The organism is Nocardia mikamii NBRC 108933 (genome assembly GCF_001613505.1).
GTDB classification, from domain to species: domain Bacteria; phylum Actinomycetota; class Actinomycetes; order Mycobacteriales; family Mycobacteriaceae; genus Nocardia; species Nocardia mikamii.
In genome coordinates this window covers 443,843-461,146 of record NZ_BDCM01000003.1, presented here as the reverse complement: position 1 = coordinate 461,146, position 17,304 = coordinate 443,843, and the positions used below count along the sequence as shown (strand labels likewise).

Annotated in this window: 17 protein-coding genes; 15 read left to right on the top strand and 2 right to left on the bottom strand. The window is 67.2% G+C overall.

Annotation, left to right across the window (positions count from 1 at the left end; translation table 11 throughout):
• Nucleotides 1-247: 247 nt before the first annotated feature.
• The 13 genes from NMI01S_RS03675 to NMI01S_RS03615 all read left to right on the top strand — a co-directional run bounded on the left by NMI01S_RS03675 (nt 248) and on the right by NMI01S_RS03615 (nt 13,384).
• On the top strand, nt 248-1,123 hold the full coding sequence (locus tag NMI01S_RS03675; protein ID WP_062994779.1) for a Rossmann-like and DUF2520 domain-containing protein: 876 nt from the start codon (nt 248-250) through the stop codon (nt 1,121-1,123).
• Nucleotides 1,123-2,076: a pantoate--beta-alanine ligase gene (panC, locus tag NMI01S_RS03670; RefSeq protein ID WP_062994539.1), complete on the top strand. Its 954-nt coding sequence runs from the start codon at nt 1,123-1,125 to the stop codon at nt 2,074-2,076. The genes NMI01S_RS03675 and panC overlap by 1 nt, the downstream gene beginning before the upstream one ends.
• A 14-nt stretch (nt 2,077-2,090) precedes the next feature.
• Nucleotides 2,091-2,510 carry an aspartate 1-decarboxylase gene (gene panD / locus NMI01S_RS03665; RefSeq protein ID WP_062994538.1) on the top strand — a complete coding sequence of 140 codons (420 nt, stop codon included), beginning with the start codon at nt 2,091-2,093 and terminating at the stop codon, nt 2,508-2,510.
• A gap of 21 nt (nt 2,511-2,531) precedes the next feature.
• Nucleotides 2,532-3,326, top strand: a complete 795-nt coding sequence (locus NMI01S_RS03660) for a type III pantothenate kinase (protein WP_062994537.1) — start codon at nt 2,532-2,534, stop codon at nt 3,324-3,326.
• A 176-nt stretch (nt 3,327-3,502) separates the two neighbouring features.
• The gene (locus NMI01S_RS03655; RefSeq protein ID WP_084512245.1) at nt 3,503-4,162 is read left to right on the top strand and encodes a cupin domain-containing protein; all 660 of its coding nucleotides are present in this window, start codon (nt 3,503-3,505) and stop codon (nt 4,160-4,162) included.
• Entirely contained in the window at nt 4,159-4,596 is a 438-nt protein-coding gene (locus NMI01S_RS03650) for a rhodanese-like domain-containing protein (protein ID WP_036497453.1), read from the top strand. The genes NMI01S_RS03655 and NMI01S_RS03650 overlap by 4 nt, the downstream gene beginning before the upstream one ends.
• A gap of 165 nt (nt 4,597-4,761) precedes the next feature.
• Nucleotides 4,762-6,228, top strand: coding sequence for a lysine--tRNA ligase (lysS, locus tag NMI01S_RS03645; RefSeq protein WP_062994536.1), 1,467 nt, complete (start codon nt 4,762-4,764; stop codon nt 6,226-6,228).
• A 114-nt stretch (nt 6,229-6,342) separates the two neighbouring features.
• Nucleotides 6,343-6,708, top strand: a complete 366-nt coding sequence (locus NMI01S_RS03640) for a histone-like nucleoid-structuring protein Lsr2 (protein WP_030517338.1) — start codon at nt 6,343-6,345, stop codon at nt 6,706-6,708.
• Between the two features lie 219 nt (nt 6,709-6,927).
• Nucleotides 6,928-7,551, top strand: a complete 624-nt coding sequence (locus NMI01S_RS03635; RefSeq protein WP_062994535.1) for an FHA domain-containing protein — start codon at nt 6,928-6,930, stop codon at nt 7,549-7,551.
• Nucleotides 7,552-7,663: 112 nt separating this feature from the next.
• Entirely contained in the window at nt 7,664-8,638 is a 975-nt protein-coding gene (locus NMI01S_RS03630) for an esterase/lipase family protein (protein WP_062994534.1), read from the top strand.
• 287 nt (nt 8,639-8,925) lie between these two features.
• On the top strand, nt 8,926-11,475 hold the full coding sequence (locus NMI01S_RS03625) for an ATP-dependent Clp protease ATP-binding subunit (RefSeq protein WP_062994533.1): 2,550 nt from the start codon (nt 8,926-8,928) through the stop codon (nt 11,473-11,475).
• Between the two features lie 138 nt (nt 11,476-11,613).
• Nucleotides 11,614-12,399: a phytanoyl-CoA dioxygenase family protein gene (locus NMI01S_RS03620; protein WP_245716687.1), complete on the top strand. Its 786-nt coding sequence runs from the start codon at nt 11,614-11,616 to the stop codon at nt 12,397-12,399.
• 76 nt (nt 12,400-12,475) lie between these two features.
• Nucleotides 12,476-13,384 carry an LLM class flavin-dependent oxidoreductase gene (locus NMI01S_RS03615; RefSeq protein WP_063920639.1) on the top strand — a complete coding sequence of 303 codons (909 nt, stop codon included), beginning with the start codon at nt 12,476-12,478 and terminating at the stop codon, nt 13,382-13,384.
• A gap of 19 nt (nt 13,385-13,403) precedes the next feature.
• Here the strand turns inward: NMI01S_RS03615 and NMI01S_RS03610 are convergent, their stop codons facing one another.
• Together NMI01S_RS03610 and NMI01S_RS03605 are read right to left on the bottom strand one after the other, a co-directional pair.
• A complete protein-coding gene (locus NMI01S_RS03610) occupies nt 13,404-14,069 on the bottom strand; it encodes a response regulator transcription factor (RefSeq protein ID WP_245716686.1) in 666 nt (221 codons plus the stop codon).
• A gap of 34 nt (nt 14,070-14,103) precedes the next feature.
• Entirely contained in the window at nt 14,104-15,339 is a 1,236-nt protein-coding gene (locus NMI01S_RS03605) for a sensor histidine kinase (protein ID WP_245716685.1), read from the bottom strand.
• 126 nt (nt 15,340-15,465) lie between these two features.
• Between NMI01S_RS03605 and NMI01S_RS03600 the strand changes: the two genes are divergently transcribed.
• The gene (locus tag NMI01S_RS03600; protein ID WP_084512242.1) at nt 15,466-16,458 is read left to right on the top strand and encodes an ABC transporter ATP-binding protein; all 993 of its coding nucleotides are present in this window, start codon (nt 15,466-15,468) and stop codon (nt 16,456-16,458) included.
• Complete coding sequence (locus NMI01S_RS03595) at nt 16,455-17,303, top strand: ABC transporter permease subunit (protein ID WP_062994531.1); 849 nt, start codon at nt 16,455-16,457, stop codon at nt 17,301-17,303. Before NMI01S_RS03600 ends, NMI01S_RS03595 begins: the two co-directional genes overlap by 4 nt.
• Nucleotide 17,304 lies beyond the last annotated feature (1 nt).

Below are 17,304 nucleotides of genomic sequence, written 5' to 3'. Positions count from 1 at the left end.
GGCCAAAGGTACTGCCACAGGTACTGAGGGAAATATCACGCGCGGGTCCTCTGGCAGCGCCCCCGGTCACTACCTATTCTCGACTCGTAACGTCCGGTACCCGCCATGCGGGACTGGAACGCCTTCCGAGAGGACAACGGTGACCTCCGATTTTTCGCGGCCCGACGAGGCCGATTCATCGCGCCCCGCCGCGCCCGCGGTATCGGGCTCGTCGGCTGTTTCCGGCTCTGATCCGGCGCCGGCCCGGCTGACGGTCGGCATCGTGTCGGCGGGCCGGGTGGGTTCGGCGCTGGGCGTCGCGCTGGAGCGCGCCGGGCATGTGGTGTTCGGGGTGTCCGCGATCTCCGATGCGTCGCGGCATCGCGCACGGACGCGGTTGCCGGAGTCTCGGATCCTGCCGGTGGAGGAGATCGCGGCGCGCAGCGAACTGTTGATCCTGGCGGTGCCGGACAGTGAACTGCCCGCTCTGGTGGCCGGTTTGGCGGCCGCGCAGGTGGTCCGTCCGGGAACGATCGTCGCGCATACCTCGGGGGCGAACGGCGTGGCCGTACTGTCCCCGCTGACCGGTGTCCGCCCGCTGGCGATCCATCCGGCGATGACCTTCACCGGCCACGACGAGGACACCGCCCGCTTGGCGAATGCCTGTTTCGGCATCACCGCGGCCGACGAGATCGGTTATGCGATCGCGCAGTCGCTGGTGATCGAGATGGGCGGCGAACCGGTGCGGGTGCCGGAGGAGAATCGAGCGCTCTATCACGCGGCTCTCGCGCACGGCAGTAATCATCTGGTCACCCTGATCGTCGATGCGGTGGCGGCGTTGCGGGCGGCGCTGGACGGCCCGGGTCTGCTCGGGCAGCAGGTGGTCGACGAGCAGCCCAACGGATTGGCGGAGCGGATGCTGGCACCGCTGGCGTCGGCGGCGCTGGACAACGCGCTGCGCCGGGGTCTGCCCGCGTTGACCGGTCCGGTGGCGCGTGGTGACGCCCTCGCGGTGTCGGCGCACTTGGAGGCACTGGCCGCGGCCGATGCGGAGCTGGCCGCGGGCTATCGCGCGATGTCGCTGCGGACGGCGCAGCTGGCCCGCACGAGTCCGGATCTGATCGGCCTGCTGGAGGGACACTGATGTCGAATTCGCGAGCGAAGAAGCTGACCCCGGAGCAGTTGCGCACCCTGTATCGCCCGGGCGATACGACGGTGGTGCACGAGCCGGCGGGGCTCTCGGCGGTGACCTCCGCGCTGCGCGGGGTGGGGCGCACGGTCGCGCTGGTGCCGACGATGGGTGCCCTGCACGAGGGTCATCTGGAGTTGGTGCGCCGCGCCAAGCGCACGAATCAGATTGTGGTGGTGTCGATCTTCGTCAATCCGCTGCAGTTCGGCGAGAACGAGGACTTCGACAAGTATCCGCGCACACTCGACAGCGATGTGGCGCTGTTGCGTGCGGAAGGCGTGGCGCTGGTGTTCGCGCCGAGCGTGGCCCAGATGTATCCGGAGGGTCCGCGGACCTCGGTCCATCCGGGACCGCTCGGCGCCGAGTTGGAGGGCGCCAGCCGTCCGACCCACTTCGCCGGAATGTTGACGGTGGTGGCGAAACTGCTGCAGATCGTCCGTCCGCACGAGGCGTTCTTCGGCGAGAAGGATTATCAGCAGCTGACTCTGATCCGGCAGATGGTCCGGGATCTGAACTTCGACGTCGAGATCGTCGCGGTCCCGACGGTGCGCGAATCCGACGGCTTGGCGCTGTCCTCACGCAACCGCTATCTGGACGAGCAGCAGCGCGAATCGGCGATCACGCTGTCCGCCGCGCTGGCCGCGGGCCGGCATGCGGCGGGGCGTGGACCCGATGCGGTGGTGGCCGCGGCCCGTTCGGTGCTCGACGGCGCGACCGGTGTCGACGTCGACTACCTGGAGTTGCGCGGTTCGGATCTGGGCCCCATTCCGAGCAGCGGGAACGCTCGTCTGCTGGTGGCCGCCCGCATCGGCGCCACTCGTTTGATCGACAACGTGCCCGTCACCGTCCCCGCCGCGGGCGGCCACAACGCTATCCCCGATTTCCAGCCTGCCCAGGCCGACGCATAGGAAAGGCGACCACGATGTTGCGCACCATGATGAAGTCGAAGATCCACCGTGCCACGGTGACTCACGCCGATCTGCACTATGTGGGTTCGGTGACCGTGGACCCGGATCTGATGGATGCCGCCGATCTGCTCGAGGGTGAGCAGGTCTGCATCGTCGATATCGACAACGGCGCTCGGCTGGAAACCTATGTGATCGCCGGTGAGCGCGGTTCGGGCGTGATCGGAATCAACGGCGCCGCAGCGCATCTGGTGAATCCGGGTGATCTCGTCATCCTGATCGCCTACGGCATGATGGACGAGTCCGAGCTGCGCGAGTACCAGCCGCGGGTGGTGTTCGTCGACGACCGCAACCGTCCGGTGGAGCTGGGTTCGGACCCGGCGCACGCCCCGGAGGGTTCGGGGTTGACCTCGCCGCGCTCGCTGACCTTCGCCTGAGCCGCGGGCAGCGGGGCGAGGATGCTGCTGACGATCGACGTCCGCAACACCAGTATCGAGATCGGCCTGTTCTCGGGCAGTGGTGCGCACGCGGAACTGGCGCACACCTGGCGGGTGCACACCAATCCGTTGCTGACCGCCGACGAATTCGCCATGCAGGTACGGGGTTTGGTGGGCGAGCGGCTGGATCAGGTGGTCGGGGTCTCGGCCCTGTCGACGGTGCCGCCGGTGCTGCGGGAGTTGCGAACCATGTTGGGCCGCTACTGGTCGCATGTGCCGCACGTGCTGGTGGAACCCGGCGTGCGCACCGGAATTCCGCTGCTGGTCGACAATCCGAAGGAGGTCGGCGCCGACCGGATCGTGAATTGCCTTGCGGCATATCATCGTTTCGATTCACCGGCGATCGTGGTCGATTTCGGTACCGCCATCTGTGTCGACCTGGTGTCGGCGAAGGGGGAATTCCTCGGCGGGACGATCGCGCCCGGGGTGGAGATCTCCACCGAGGCGCTGGTGGCCCGCAGTGCGCTGCGGCGCGCGGAGCTGGCCCGCCCGCGTTCGGTGGTGGGTAAGAACAGCATGGAATGCATGCAGTCCGGTGCGGTGTTCGGCTTCGCAGGGCTGGTCGACGGCTTGATCGACCGGATCCGCGACGAGCTCGACGCCTTCGCCGGTGACGACGTGTCGGTGGTGGCGACGGGCCCGACCGCACCGCTGATCGTCCCCGAATCCGAGACCATCGATCACCACGAGCCGCATCTGACGCTGGACGGCCTGCGTCTGGTCTACGAGCGCAACCAGCAGCGCCGCCGCCCCTGACGGCGGCGCTGTGGGGTGGAACACACCGCTCTTGCGCGCACCGGCCGCCCTGCTAGACTTCGGCTCGTGACTTTCCGCGTGAGCACCCAGGAGTGTTGTCGAGGCTGATTCGCCTCGGCTGATTGTCGAGGCTGCGTATCCGCCCTCGGCCATCCACTACTCCTGGAGCTTCGCTCATGCGTTCCTCTGTAATCACCTCTGCTGTTACCTCCGCCGCGAGCGCTGACGCCGCGCATCGCCGGACGGGGCAGTTGCCGCCCGCTCGCCCGGCCAACCGGCTCGTCGCGGAGATCACCGATCGCTCGGTCTCGTCCGCGTTGCCGACCCGGCTGCGTCCGGCGGATCTGCTGCGGCTGACCGACGAGGGTGCCGAGGACGTACTGGCCGGCCGCTTCGACCACCTGCTGCCGTCGGGGGGTGTGTGGCCGACCGAAAACCGTTGGGCGGTGCGCCTTCTCGCTGACGACGAGGTCGACGTCTGGTTGATCAGCTGGGTGCCGGACCGGTCGACGGAACTACACGACCATGCCGGCTCGCTCGGCGCGTTGACCGTGTTGAGCGGCGCGCTCTCGGAATTCCGCTGGAACGGTAAGGAATTGCGTCAGCGCACCCTGGCCGCCGGCGATCAGGCCTCGTTCCCGCTCGGCTGGGTGCACGACGTGGTACGTGCCCCGGACCACGTCGCGGGTGCGCCCGAACCGTCGAATCCGACGCTGTCGGTGCACGCGTATTCACCACCTCTGTCCGCCATGTCGTATTACGAAGTGACCGGCCACGGCACGCTGCGGCGCACCCGTACCGTGCTCACCGACCAGCCCGAAGGCGATGTGAAATGACGCACACGCATCTCACCATCAATGACATGCTGGAGGCGGCGCGTGCGCGATTGACGCGCATGTACGCATTCGAATTACCGGAGGCGATCGCGCGCGGCGCCCTGCTGGTCGATATTCGCCCGCAAGCTCAGCGCGTCAAGGAGGGCACCCTGCCGGGCGCATTGGTGATCGAGCGCAACGTGCTGGAGTGGCGGCTGGACCCCACCAGCTCCGCGCGGCTCGCGCTGGCCACCGATCACGATCGCGAATGGGTGATCGTCTGCTCGGAGGGCTACACGTCGAGCCTGGCGGCCGCGGCACTGCAGCAGTTGGGTCTGCACCGGGCCACCGATCTGGTCGGTGGCTATCAGGCGGTAAAGGCCGCGGGGCTGCTGTCGGTGGCCGCGGGCGCACCGCATCTGGCCGGTGAGATCAACGCACTCGTCTCGCTGTAATCGCCCGGGTGAGCGGGGGTCGGGCGCGCGCAAAACGATTTCCGGAGCACGATAGGGTGGTTCGCTGTGAGCACCCCGAACAGCCCTTCGTCCGGTGGCTCCGCGGGCCGGGTTCCTGCGGGGCAATCGCATCCTGCCGCAGCGGAAGTCGACGTTCCCGAGCAGATGCGGATCCGCCGGGAGAAGCGTGAGCGGCTGATCGACGCGGGCGTCGAGGCGTATCCGGTCGTGGTGCCGCGGACCCACAGCCTCGCCGAGATCCGCGCCGCCTATCCCGACCTCGCGCCCGACACCAGCACCGGAGTGCAGGCCGGTGTGGCCGGCCGGGTCATCTTCATGCGCAATACCGGCAAACTGTGCTTCGCCACGCTGCAGGAGGGTGACGGCACCAAGCTGCAGGCGATGATCAGCCTGAACGGTGTCGGCGCCGACGCGCTGGCGGCGTGGAAGGCCGATGTCGATCTGGGTGATTTCGTCTTCGTGCACGGTGAGGTGATCTCCTCCCGTACCGGCGAACTGAGCGTGATGGCCGATTCCTGGTCGATGGCGGCCAAATCGCTGCGTCCGCTGCCAGTGGCGCACAAGGAGATGAGCGAGGAGTCGCGGGTCCGGCAGCGTTATGTCGACCTCATCGTGCGGCCGGAGGCGCGGGAGAACGCCCGCACCCGGGTCGCGGCCGTGCGCGCACTGCGAAATGCATTGGAGCGCAGGGGTTTCCTCGAGGTCGAGACGCCGATGCTGCAGACCCTGCACGGGGGTGCGGCGGCGCGTCCGTTCGTCACCCATTCCAATGCGCTGGATATGGATCTGTATCTGCGCATCGCGCCGGAGTTGTTCCTGAAGCGCTGTGTGGTGGGCGGGATCGAGAAGGTCTTCGAGATCAACCGCAACTTCCGTAACGAGGGCGCCGACTCGACGCATTCGCCCGAGTTCGCGATGCTGGAAACATATGAGGCCTACGGCACCTACGACGATTCCGCGCTGATGATGCGGGAATTGATCCAGGAAGTCGCGCAAGAGGTCTTCGGTACTCAGGTCGTCACGCTCGCCGACGGTACGGAATACGATCTGAGTGGTGAGTGGAACACCGTCGAGATGTATCCTTCACTATCCGATTCGCTGGGTGTCGAGGTAACGCCGGAAACTACTGTTCCGGAATTGCTGGCCCTGGCCGATCGGGTCGGTCTGGAAATTCCTCCGGACAAGGGTTACGGCCACGGCAAACTTGTCGAGGAACTGTGGGAACACAGCTATGGCGACAAGCTGTATGCCCCCACTTTCGTACGTGACTTCCCGGTGGAGACGTCGCCGCTGACACGGCAGCATCGCAGTAAGCCGGGCGTCACGGAGAAGTGGGATCTGTATGTCCGCGGATTCGAGTTGGCCACTGGCTATTCGGAACTCGTGGATCCGGTCGTGCAGCGGGAACGTTTTGTCGACCAGGCCAGGCTGGCCGCCGCTGGTGACGACGAGGCCATGCGGCTCGACGAAGACTTCCTCGCCGCCATGGAACATGGTATGCCGCCGACAACGGGTACCGGTATGGGAATCGACCGCTTGCTGATGGCACTGACCGGACTCGGAATCCGGGAAACCATACTGTTCCCAATTGTGCGTCCGTCCGGTCGCTGAGTACCGGGTTTGAATGCCGATTCCCCGTCTTGGAAATTTCGTATCTAGAGGTATTCTCGACTCGGGCATCGGCCTGGTATCCGGGTCGCACGATTTCGAGAGGACGTTCATCTCATGGCAAAGAAGGTCACCGTTAGCCTGATCGACGATGTCGATGGTGAGTCCATTGCGGACGAGACCATCGAGTTCGCGATCGACGGTGTTTCGTACGAGATCGACCTGTCCGCGGCGAATGCGGCGAAGCTGCGGGACGGGCTGGATGTGTGGGTCGCCAATGCCCGCCGGGTGAGCGGTCGCCGGCGCAGCAAGCCGGTCGGTGCGACCACCGGAGCGCCGAAGGGCCGAGTTTCCATGGATCGCGAACAGAGTGCGGCAATTCGGGAATGGGCGCGGCGCAAGGGCCACAAGGTTTCCGCGCGTGGTCGCATCTCCGCCGATGTCGTGGAGAGCTACCACAAGGAAGTCGGCCGCAACAACTAGTGCGGTCGAAAAGACCCGGCTGCGTCTGTGCCGCTGCCGCCCGGAGGAATCGTGCGACGTCCGGGCGGCAGCGGCATTTCGATGCGGTGACGGTAATTCCGTGGGCTCGCGCGCGGACGGCCCCGGCGTGGTGATCTTGCTCGCCGCCGCGTCGGCGCGGCACCATGGGGCCTATGCAGACCACGTCACTGGCGGTACGAGAGTGGGGGTAGCAACGCGGTGACGGACATTCACGAATCGTTTCTCCGGTTCATCGACGACACCGGCAGCCGGCACGAACTGACGCTGACCCCGGATCATCAGCGCATCACCATCGGGCGTTCGCCGCAGGCGGATCTGTCGCTGGGCTGGGACGCCGAGGTGTCGCGATTGCATGCGGCCGTGGAATATCTCGGCGCGCACTGGACGATCGTCGACGACGGACTGTCGCGCAACGGCACCTTCGTCAACGGGGAGCGACTGGCCGGCCGCCGCCGGCTCGAGGCCGGCGACCGCATCCGGGTCGGTACCTCTATGTTGTCGTTCCACGATTACACCGGCACGGTCGACGACGCGACCCGGACCTCGGTCGGCTCGGTCCCGAGTCCGCGATCGCTCACCGATACCCAGCGCGCGGTACTGATCGCGCTGTGCCGCCCGTATCGCGGCAACACCGAATTCGCCACGCCCGCATCCAATCAGCAGATCGCCGACGAGTTGTACCTGAGCGTGGATGCGATCAAAACCCATCTGCGCGCGCTGTTTTCGAAGTTCGGCGTCGAAGACCTGCCGCAGAATCAGAAGCGGGTGCGGCTGGCGGCGCTGGCCATCCAGAACGGCATCATCTCGCATCGCGACCTCTGATACCGGCCAGCCGGATGTGATGAGCGATTCTTGTTACCCGCCGGTATCTATCCGAACGGTTCCCTTCCCCCGCTAGTGTTGAAACACGTTCTAGTTTGGGGAGGGGCTCGCAATGCCTTCTCGTTCCGTGTGTGCGCCGCGTCTGTTTCGCCGGTTGCCCGGATCCGTTCTCGTCCTGGCGGTATTGAGCACCATGTGGGTGACCGCCGCCGCCGCGGCTCACGCCGAATATCCGGTGGACTACAACTTCTTCTCCGGCATTCCGTACGAGCTGCGAAATCCGGGTGGATCCCTGCCCGGCGCCGACGACTGGTCGTGCCGGCCCAGCGACGCCCATCCGGAACCCGTCGTGCTGGTGCACGGCACCGGCGGCGGGGCGCAGACGAACTGGGGCGTGTACGCGCCGCTGCTGGCCAACGAGGGATATTGCGTCTATTCGCTGACCTACGGCGCCTACGATCTGCCGTGGCCGCTCTCGGCGATCGGCGGAATGCTGCCGATCGAGGACAGTTCGGCACAGCTCGCGGCGTTCGTGGACCGGGTGCTGACGGCGACCGGAGCCGCGAAGGTCGATCTGATCGCGCATTCGCAGGGCAATCTGGTGGGCAACTACTTCGTGAAGCGACTGGGCGGTTCCGACAAGGTCGACAAGTTCGTGGCGATCGCGGCGCCGTGGCTGGGCACCTTCGGCCCGGTGATCGACCCGGCTCGCGATTTCGCCCGGCGCCTGGGCGCGGAGCCGGCCTTCGACGCCGCCCTGGGGGTGAGCCCCTGTGCGGCCTGCGCGCAGATGACGGGTAGTACGGACTTCATCCGCTCTCTGAACGCCGACGGCGTCTACGACCCGGACGTCATCTACACCAATATCGAGACCCGCTACGACGAGCTGGTGGTCCCGTACACCGTCGCCTTGGTTCCCGGCCCGAAGACGACGAACGTCGTGGTCCAGGACGGCTGCGCGGCGGACTACTCGGAGCACGCGGGTATCGCGGGCAGCGACCGGGCGGCGGCGTTCGCGCTCAACGCCCTGGATCCGGACGATCCGCGGCCGGTGCCCTGCCACTTCATCCCGCCGATCACCGGATAGTTCCGTATCCGGGGCCGCGAATCCCGCCGTCGCGAAGCGGAGGCGGAAAATTCAGCTGTGGGCGTAGTTGCTGGGGAAACGTTCCGGGTCGGAGTCGCGTTAGAACGGTATGACTCGCGTTGTCGCCCGTTCGCAATAGGGTGGACGGACGACGGCCGTGACCCCCGCCAACTACAGTAGAGGCGGGGGATGCAACCCCAGGGCTTCATGGCAGGCTGGCGCCACAGGTGTGAAGCACAACAGCAGCGCCGGATGCCGTGGATAGCGGAGCAGGAAGTGAGGGAGCGATGTTCGAGAGGTTCACCGACCGCGCGCGGCGGGTCGTTGTCCTGGCCCAAGAAGAGGCTCGGATGCTCAACCACAACTACATCGGCACCGAGCACATCCTGCTGGGCCTGATCCACGAGGGTGAGGGTGTCGCGGCGAAGTCCCTGGAGTCGCTGGGAATTTCGCTCGAGGGTGTGCGCAGCCAGGTGGAGGAGATCATCGGACAGGGCCAGCAGGCGCCGTCCGGTCACATCCCCTTCACCCCCCGGGCCAAGAAGGTGCTGGAGCTGAGCCTGCGCGAAGCGCTGCAGCTCGGCCACAACTACATCGGCACCGAGCACATTCTGCTCGGCCTGATTCGTGAGGGCGAAGGCGTCGCGGCCCAGGTGCTGGTGAAGCTGGGCGCCGACCTCAACCGGGTGCGGCAGCAGGTCATCCAGCTGCTGTCCGGCTACCAGGGCGGTAAGGAGGCGGTGGAGTCCGGCGCTCGTGGCGAGTCCGGGACTCCGTCCACCTCGCTGGTCCTCGACCAGTTCGGGCGCAATCTGACCCAGGCCGCACTCGAAGGCAAACTCGACCCCGTCATCGGCCGCTCGAAGGAGATCGAGCGCGTCATGCAGGTGCTGAGCCGCCGCACCAAGAACAACCCGGTCCTGATCGGTGAGCCCGGCGTCGGTAAGACCGCCGTCGTCGAGGGTCTCGCCCAGGCCATCGTCAACGGCGAGGTGCCGGAGACGCTGAAGGACAAGCAGCTCTACACCCTCGACCTGGGTTCCCTGGTCGCGGGCAGCCGCTACCGCGGTGATTTCGAGGAGCGCCTGAAGAAGGTGCTCAAGGAGATCAACACCCGCGGCGACATCATCCTGTTCATCGACGAGCTGCACACGCTCGTGGGTGCGGGTGCCGCCGAGGGCGCCATCGACGCGGCCTCGATCCTGAAGCCGAAGCTGGCCCGCGGTGAGCTGCAGACCATCGGTGCCACCACCCTCGACGAGTACCGCAAGTACATCGAGAAGGACGCCGCCCTGGAGCGCCGGTTCCAGCCGGTCCAGGTGGGCGAGCCGACGGTCGAGCACACCATCAACATCCTCAAGGGTCTGCGCGACCGCTACGAGGCGCACCACCGGGTCTCCATCACCGACGGTGCGCTGGTGGCCGCGGCTACGCTGGCCGACCGGTACATCAACGACCGGTTCCTGCCGGACAAGGCGATCGACCTGATCGACGAGGCCGGTGCGCGGATGCGCATCCGCCGGATGACCGCTCCGCCGGACCTGCGCGAATTCGACGACAAGATCGCCGATGCGCGCCGGGAGAAGGAAAGCGCCATCGACGCGCAGGACTTCGAGAAGGCCGCGCGGTTGCGCGACAAGGAGAAGCAGCTCGTCGCCAAGCGCGCCGAGCGGGAGAAGCAATGGCGTTCCGGTGATCTGGACGTCGTGGCCGAGGTCGACGACGAGCAGATCGCGGAGGTGCTGGCCAACTGGACCGGTATTCCGGTGTTCAAGCTCACCGAGGAGGAGACCACCCGTCTGCTCCGCATGGAGGACGAGCTGCACAAGCGGATCATCGGCCAGGAGGATGCGGTCAAGGCCGTGTCGAAGGCCATCCGCCGTACTCGCGCCGGCCTGAAGGATCCGAAGCGTCCGTCCGGCTCGTTCATCTTCGCCGGTCCGTCCGGCGTCGGTAAGACCGAGCTGTCCAAGGCGCTGGCGAACTTCCTGTTCGGCGACGACGACGCGCTCATCCAGATCGACATGGGCGAGTTCCACGACCGCTTCACCGCCTCGCGGCTGTTCGGTGCCCCTCCGGGCTACGTCGGCTACGAGGAGGGCGGCCAGCTCACCGAGAAGGTGCGCCGCAAGCCGTTCTCGGTCGTGCTGTTCGACGAGATCGAGAAGGCCCACCAGGAGATCTACAACACCCTGTTGCAGGTGCTGGAGGACGGTCGCCTCACCGACGGCCAGGGCCGGACCGTGGACTTCAAGAACACGGTGCTGATCTTCACCTCGAACCTCGGCACCTCGGATATCTCGAAGGCCGTGGGTCTGGGCTTCTCGCAGTCCAACGCCGAGGGCTCGAACTACGAGCGGATGAAGCTCAAGGTCAACGACGAGCTGAAGAAGCACTTCCGTCCGGAGTTCCTGAACCGTATCGACGACGTCATCGTCTTCCACCAGCTCACCAACGAGCAGATCGTGGAGATGGTGGATCTGATGATCAACCGCGTCGCGACCCAGCTGCGGAACAAGGATATGGAGATCGAGCTCACCGAGAAGGCCAAGAGCCTGCTCGCCAAGCGCGGATTCGACCCGGTGCTGGGCGCCCGCCCGCTGCGCCGGACGATTCAGCGCGAGATCGAGGATCAGCTCTCGGAGAAGATCCTGTTCGGCGAGATCGGCCCCGGCCAGATCGTGGAGGTCGACGTCGAGAACTGGGACGGCGAGGGCGCCGGTGAGGACGCCAAGTTCACCTTCGCCGGTAAGGCCAAGCCCGCGAAGGCGGAGGCCGAGCCGGTCGCGGCGCTGGCCGGCGCGGGCGAGACCACTCCCGAGGCCTCGGGCGAGTAAGTAGTCCGCACAGATCGGTAGATGCCGGTCATCCCGCCTCGCGGGGTGACCGGCATCGTCGTATGCGCACTAAATGAGTAGCGGCCGCGCGGGCGAATGTTCCATTCTGGCGATGTTCGCGAGCGGAAAGAGGGCTGTGTGCTGACCGATGCCGAGGTGGAGGGGTTCGTCGCCGAGGGTTTCGTCCGGGTGGAGGGTGCGTTCTCCGCGGCCATCGCGGCCGAGGCGCGGGAGATCCTCTGGCGGGCGACCGGATGCGATCCGGAGGATTCCGGGACGTGGACGCGCCCGGTGATCCGGCTACCCGGCTTCGGGGACCCGCCGTTCGCCCGGGCCGCGCAGAGTCCACTGCTGGCCGACGCGTGCGATCGGCTGGTCGGTGCCGGTCGGTGGAAACCGCAGCAGGGCCTGGGCACCTTCCCGATTCGTTTCCCCGGCGAGCAGCCGCCCGGTGACGACGGATGGCACATCGATGCGAGTTTCCCGGGCGAGGATCCGGAGGACTATCTGCGGTGGCGGATCAATGTGCGGTCGAAGGGCCGGGGACTGCTGATGCTGTACCTGTTCTCCGACGTCGGACCCGATGACGCGCCGACCCGGATTCGGGTGGGCTCACATCTGCGGACGGCGAAGGTACTCGAACCGTACGGCGAGGCCGGAGTCGCGATGTTCGATCTGGTGGACGCTTTCGCGGCGACCGCGGATCTGCCCGAGGTGGCGGCGACCGGCCGGGCCGGAGACGTGTATCTGTGCCACCCGTTCCTGGTGCATGCCGCCCAGGCGCATCGCGGCCGGAACCCGAAATTCATGGCCCAGCCGCCGCTGCGGCTGCGGGAGCCGTGCGTGCTGGACCGGCCCGACGGGGCGTATTCGCCGGTGGAGCAGGCGATTCGACGGGGCCTCGAGCTCGGCGCCATCCGCTGACTACGCGCGGGGACGTACCCGGGATGTGTTCTCCGGACGGATGATTCGCGCTGCCGGGAGGCAGAGGGTGAGAGTCATGGATATCGGATTGCATCTGACGAACGTCGCGCTGGACACTCCCTCGGAACGCATCGGATCGCGTCTGGCCGAGGTGGTCCGCACGGCGGAGGAGAGCGGATTCTCGGTCGTCGCGGTGGGTGATCATCTCTGGCAGAGCCCTTGGCTGGGGCATGTAGAACAGAATGTGCTGGAGGCGTATTCGACGCTGTCGTTCATCGCGGCGCACACCTCACGAGTGGAGCTGACCGCGGTGGTGTCGGGGGTGCACTATCGGCATCCGGCCATGCTCGGAAAGCTGGTCACCACGCTGGATGTGCTGTCCGGCGGCCGGGCCTGGCTGGGGATCGGGACGGGCACCTCCACCGGCGATGTGGAGGGCTACGGCCTGCCCTTTCCGCCGTTGCGCGACCGCTACGACATGCTGGAGGAGACGCTGCGGATCTGCCGTGCCATGTGGACCGGCGAGCGGGGTGGCGCGGAACCCGTACCCGGCAAGCACTTTCACGTCGAGCGCCCGCTGAATGCTCCGCAGGTGGTGCGGAATCCGCTGTCGGGCGGGCATCGCCCGCATCCGCCGGTGCTGATCGGCGGGGACGGTGAGCGGCGCACGCTGCCGCTGGTGGCGCGGTACGCGGATGTGGCGAGCCTGCGACCAGGGCCGGAGCTGGCGAGCAAGATCGAACTGCTGGACCGGCTGTGCGCGGAGATCGGCCGCGATCCGCGCGAGATCCGTAAGAGCTGTGTCTTCGCCTTCGACCTCGGGCCCGGCGGGGGCGGCGTCGGTCAGGTGCTGGGGCAGCTGAAGCGGATGGCGGATATGGGCATCGACCTGGTGATCGGACGGGTGGCCGGCGTCGACGAGCTGACGCCCCTGGAGGTGCTCGGGCGCGAGGTGATTCCGGTAGCCGCGGAATTCGGTCGCTGATATCGGACCCGCGGCCGGACTACTGCCAGCCGGGGCGTACCAGACCGGATTCGTAGGCCATCACCACGAGTTGCGTCCGGTCGCGGGCACCGAGTTTCACCAGGATTCGACTCACGTGGGTGCGGGCGGTGGCGGGGCTCATGAAGAGGCGCCGGCCGATTTCGGCGTTGGTGAGCCCCTCCGCGACCAGCACCATCACCTCGCGCTCGCGGTCGGTGAGCTCCGACAGTGCCGCGGCGGGCGCGGGTTTGGCGTGGGTGGCAAATTCGGCGACCAGGCGTCGGGTGACGCTGGGCGAGAGTAGTGCGTCCCCGGCGGCCACCACGCGCACCGCCTTCACCAGATCCGCGGGTTCGGTGTGTTTGACCAGAAATCCGGTGGCGCCCGCACGCATTGCCTCGAAGACGTATTCGTCGAGCTCGAAGGTGGTCAGCACCACCACCTTCACCTCGGCGAGGCCGGGGTCGGCGGCGATCTCGCGGGTGGCGGCCAAGCCGTCGAGGACCGGCATGCGGATATCCATCAGCACGACGTCCGGATGCAGTTCCCGGGTCATCCGCACTGCCTGATCGCCGTTGCCGGCCTCACCGACGACCGCGATGCCGTCCTGGGCATCCAGCAGCGCGGCGAATCCGGCACGAACCAATGCTTGGTCGTCGGCGACCAGCACGCGAATATCCTTCACGAAACCTCCTGCGCAGCAGCGTATTCGGGGCCGATCATGTCGTTTCCGGTTCGACCGGAGGGGCAGGAGTTCCGGGCTCACCGGTTACGTTCCCCGGGATCGGCAGTCGAGCGTCCACTCGGAACCCGCCGTCGGTGCGCGGTGTCGCGGACGCCTCACCACCCAGTGCGCGGGCCCGTTCGACCATGCCGGGAATCCCGTTCCCGCCACCGGTTGTGGATGACTGTGGAGAATTCGGCGGTCGCTCGTTGTCCACAGTGATGCACAGCGCGCTCGGTGAATAATCCACCACCACGGTCGTTTCCGCGCCCGGCGCGTGTCGCAGCACATTGGTCAGCGATTCCTGCACGATGCGGGCGGCTGCCACGTCGACCACCACCGGCAACCGGCGCGGCGTACCCGAAATCCGGGTGTGGACCACCGTCCCCGCGGCGCGGGTCGGAGCCAGCAATGATTCCAGATCGCCGATGCCGGCCGCCGGACCGGTAGGCGCCGCAACGGTTTCCGCGCCGGCGCGGATCGAGCGCAGCAGGCTGTGCACCTCACCGATCGCATCGCGGCTGACCTCTTTGATCGCCGACAGCGCGGTCGCCGCCTGTTCGGGTTTGCGGTCGAGCAGTTCCAGCGCCACCGACGACTGCACGTTGATCAGCGACAGGCTGTGCGCGAGGACGTCGTGCAGTTCGCGCGCGATGGCCAGCCGCTCCTGGGCCGCCCGCTGTTCGCGCTCGGCCAGTTCGCGGGCGCGTTCGGCCTCCCGGTTACGCCGCGCGGCCTCGGCGCGCTGCCGCCGCGAGATCAGCGTCGAACGCCGCTGCCGGATCCCCTCGGCGATCGCGATCAGCACCACCAGCCAGGCGAGGATGCCGGCGACCGGCCAGCCCCCGGGGCTGTGGCCGCGCAGGGCGGGCACCGGCCACACCATGAGCAGATAGCCCAGCGGCACCAGCGGATAGGTGTACCAGCGCGAGCCGCGCGAGGCCGCGGTCAGGAAGGCGATGACCAGCGAGACGAAGACCGGTCCGTAACCGTAGCCGACCAGCAGATAGGCGGCCGTGACCGCGAGCACGCCCACGAACACCGCCCGGGGATACATCGCGCGCAGCGCCAACAGCAGCGGGCCGGCCACCAGCAGCGCGTATCCCAGCGCATCCAGTGGCCGCACGCCGGACTGATGCGCATTCGCCGCATGTCCGGCGCCCAGTTGGACGGCGGCCACGACGACGCTCAGCATCACATCCCGGGTGCCGGGCCGCGTACTCGACTGCACAGTTCGAACGGTAACCCCGCCGCGCCGCCCAGTGCGCCTCCGCGCCGCGAATTACGTCCAGATACGTACGCCGAGCCGGGCACGGTGACGGATGTGTGGCCGCAGGTCGAAGCGGATGGTCGAGATATGAAAAGATCGAATGCCGATCCGGGTGGCGCGCTTCCCGGCACGGCCACACAGGCTCGGTCGAACGCCGGCGAGGTCGTGGTCACCGACGCGCTCACCAAGAAGTACGGCGACCAGACGGCCGTGGACGCGGTGTCCATGACGGTGCGGCGCGGCGAGATCTACGGATTTCTCGGTCCCAACGGCGCCGGTAAGACGACGACCCTGCGGATGCTCGTCGGGCTGATCGCGCCGACCTCCGGTACCGCGACGGTACTGGGCCTGAATCCGGGCGAACCGGAGTCGTTGCGGCGCATCGGCGTTCTGATCGAAGGGCCGGGTTTCCATCCGTACCTGTCCGGCCGCGACAACCTGCGGGTGCTGGCCCGCTACCACCGGACCGAGCGCACCGCCGGTGCCCGGCGTCGCGACCGATTCGCCGAGGTGGACGAGATCCTGGCTCGGGTAGGTCTCGCAGACCGGGCCGACGACCGGTTTCGCACCTATTCGCTCGGCATGAAGCAGCGCCTCGGTGTCGGCGCGGCCCTGCTCGGCAGCCCCGATCTGCTCATCCTGGACGAGCCGACCAACGGCCTGGATCCGGCCGGCATGGCCGAAATGCGAGAACTGGTCACCGGTTTGGCCGCGGACGGGCACACCGTCGTGCTCTCCTCGCATCTGCTCGGTGAGGTGCAGGAAATCTGCGATCGGGTCGGTGTGATCTCGGGCGGGACGCTGCTCACCGAATCGACAGTGGGCGAATTACGGGGCGCGGCAACGCTTCTGGTGCGCGCCGAACCGTTGGAGACGGCTTACTCGGCGGTGCGCCGGGTGGTGGGTGAACATCGGGCGAAGCTGTCCGCCGCCGGCATCAGAGTCGATGCCGGTAGGGCAATGGCGCCCGAGGTGGCGCGCGCGGTGATCGCATCCGGCGCGGATCTGCTGGAGCTGCGCACGGACGAGAAGTCCCTGGAGGAAGTGTTCTTCGAGATGACGAAACAGGAGCACCCATGAACGACGTACTGGCCTGCACCCGAGCCGAATTCGCGAGGTTGCGGAAGTGGCCCGCGTTCTGGATCGTGCTCGGTACCTGGATCGCGCTGAATCTCGTCTTCGCCTACCTGTTCAACTATCTGGCCTACACCTCGGGCAGCAGTTCCCGGATGTCGAACGGGCAACCGCGCGAGGTGCTGTTGCAGCTGATGCTGCCCGCAGCCGTGCCGGAGGTGTTCACCCAGGGCATGGCGATGTTCGGCGGTGCGCTCATGCTGGTGCTCGGTGCGCTGGTGGTGGGCAGCGGATACGGCTGGGGCAGTTGGAAAACCGTCTTCACACAGGGGCCTTCGCGCCGCGCGGTGGTCGGCGGGACCGTGCTGGCCCTGGCGAGCGTGGTGGTGGGCTTGGTCGGTGCGGCGTTCGTGGTGGATACCGGTGTGGCCGCGATGATCGGGGTGGCCGAGCACCGGACATCGACGCTGCCGACGGCCGCGCACACCCTGCTCGGCCTCGCGACCGGCGTGGTGATCCTCGGTATGTGGACGCTGGCCGGCGCGCTGATCGCGGCGATCGCGCGTGGTCCCGCGCTGGCGGTCGGGCTGGGGCTGGTGTGGGTGCTGGTGGTGGAGAATCTGTTACGCGGCGTCGCGTCGATCTTCTCGCCGATCCGGGCGATCACCGACCATCTGCCGGGGACCGCGGCGGGTTCGGCGGCCGGGGCCATGCGCAGTGTCGGCGGCGCCGCGACACCGGGCGTCCTGGATATCCTGTCGCGACCGGCGTCGTTTCTCGTCCTGGCGGCATACATCGTGGTATTCGCCTGCGGCACAGTGGTATTGATGGTGCGTCGCGATATGGCGTGAC

What these genes read in the sequence shown, in the direction of transcription:
- NMI01S_RS03640 (WP_030517338.1), top strand. Translation starts at nt 6,343, where the DNA reads ATGGCAAAGAAGGTCACCGTTAGCCTGATCGACGATGTCGATGGTGAG.
- NMI01S_RS03660 (WP_062994537.1), top strand. Translation starts at nt 2,532, where the DNA reads ATGCTGCTGACGATCGACGTCCGCAACACCAGTATCGAGATCGGCCTG.
- NMI01S_RS03600 (WP_084512242.1), top strand. Translation starts at nt 15,466, where the DNA reads ATGAAAAGATCGAATGCCGATCCGGGTGGCGCGCTTCCCGGCACGGCC.
- NMI01S_RS03625 (WP_062994533.1), top strand. Translation starts at nt 8,926, where the DNA reads ATGTTCGAGAGGTTCACCGACCGCGCGCGGCGGGTCGTTGTCCTGGCC.
- lysS (WP_062994536.1), top strand. Translation starts at nt 4,762, where the DNA reads ATGCGGATCCGCCGGGAGAAGCGTGAGCGGCTGATCGACGCGGGCGTC.
- NMI01S_RS03595 (WP_062994531.1), top strand. Translation starts at nt 16,455, where the DNA reads ATGAACGACGTACTGGCCTGCACCCGAGCCGAATTCGCGAGGTTGCGG.
- panD (WP_062994538.1), top strand. Translation starts at nt 2,091, where the DNA reads ATGTTGCGCACCATGATGAAGTCGAAGATCCACCGTGCCACGGTGACT.
- NMI01S_RS03630 (WP_062994534.1), top strand. Translation starts at nt 7,664, where the DNA reads ATGCCTTCTCGTTCCGTGTGTGCGCCGCGTCTGTTTCGCCGGTTGCCC.
- NMI01S_RS03650 (WP_036497453.1), top strand. Translation starts at nt 4,159, where the DNA reads ATGACGCACACGCATCTCACCATCAATGACATGCTGGAGGCGGCGCGT.
- NMI01S_RS03615 (WP_063920639.1), top strand. Translation starts at nt 12,476, where the DNA reads ATGGATATCGGATTGCATCTGACGAACGTCGCGCTGGACACTCCCTCG.
- panC (WP_062994539.1), top strand. Translation starts at nt 1,123, where the DNA reads ATGTCGAATTCGCGAGCGAAGAAGCTGACCCCGGAGCAGTTGCGCACC.
- NMI01S_RS03655 (WP_084512245.1), top strand. Translation starts at nt 3,503, where the DNA reads ATGCGTTCCTCTGTAATCACCTCTGCTGTTACCTCCGCCGCGAGCGCT.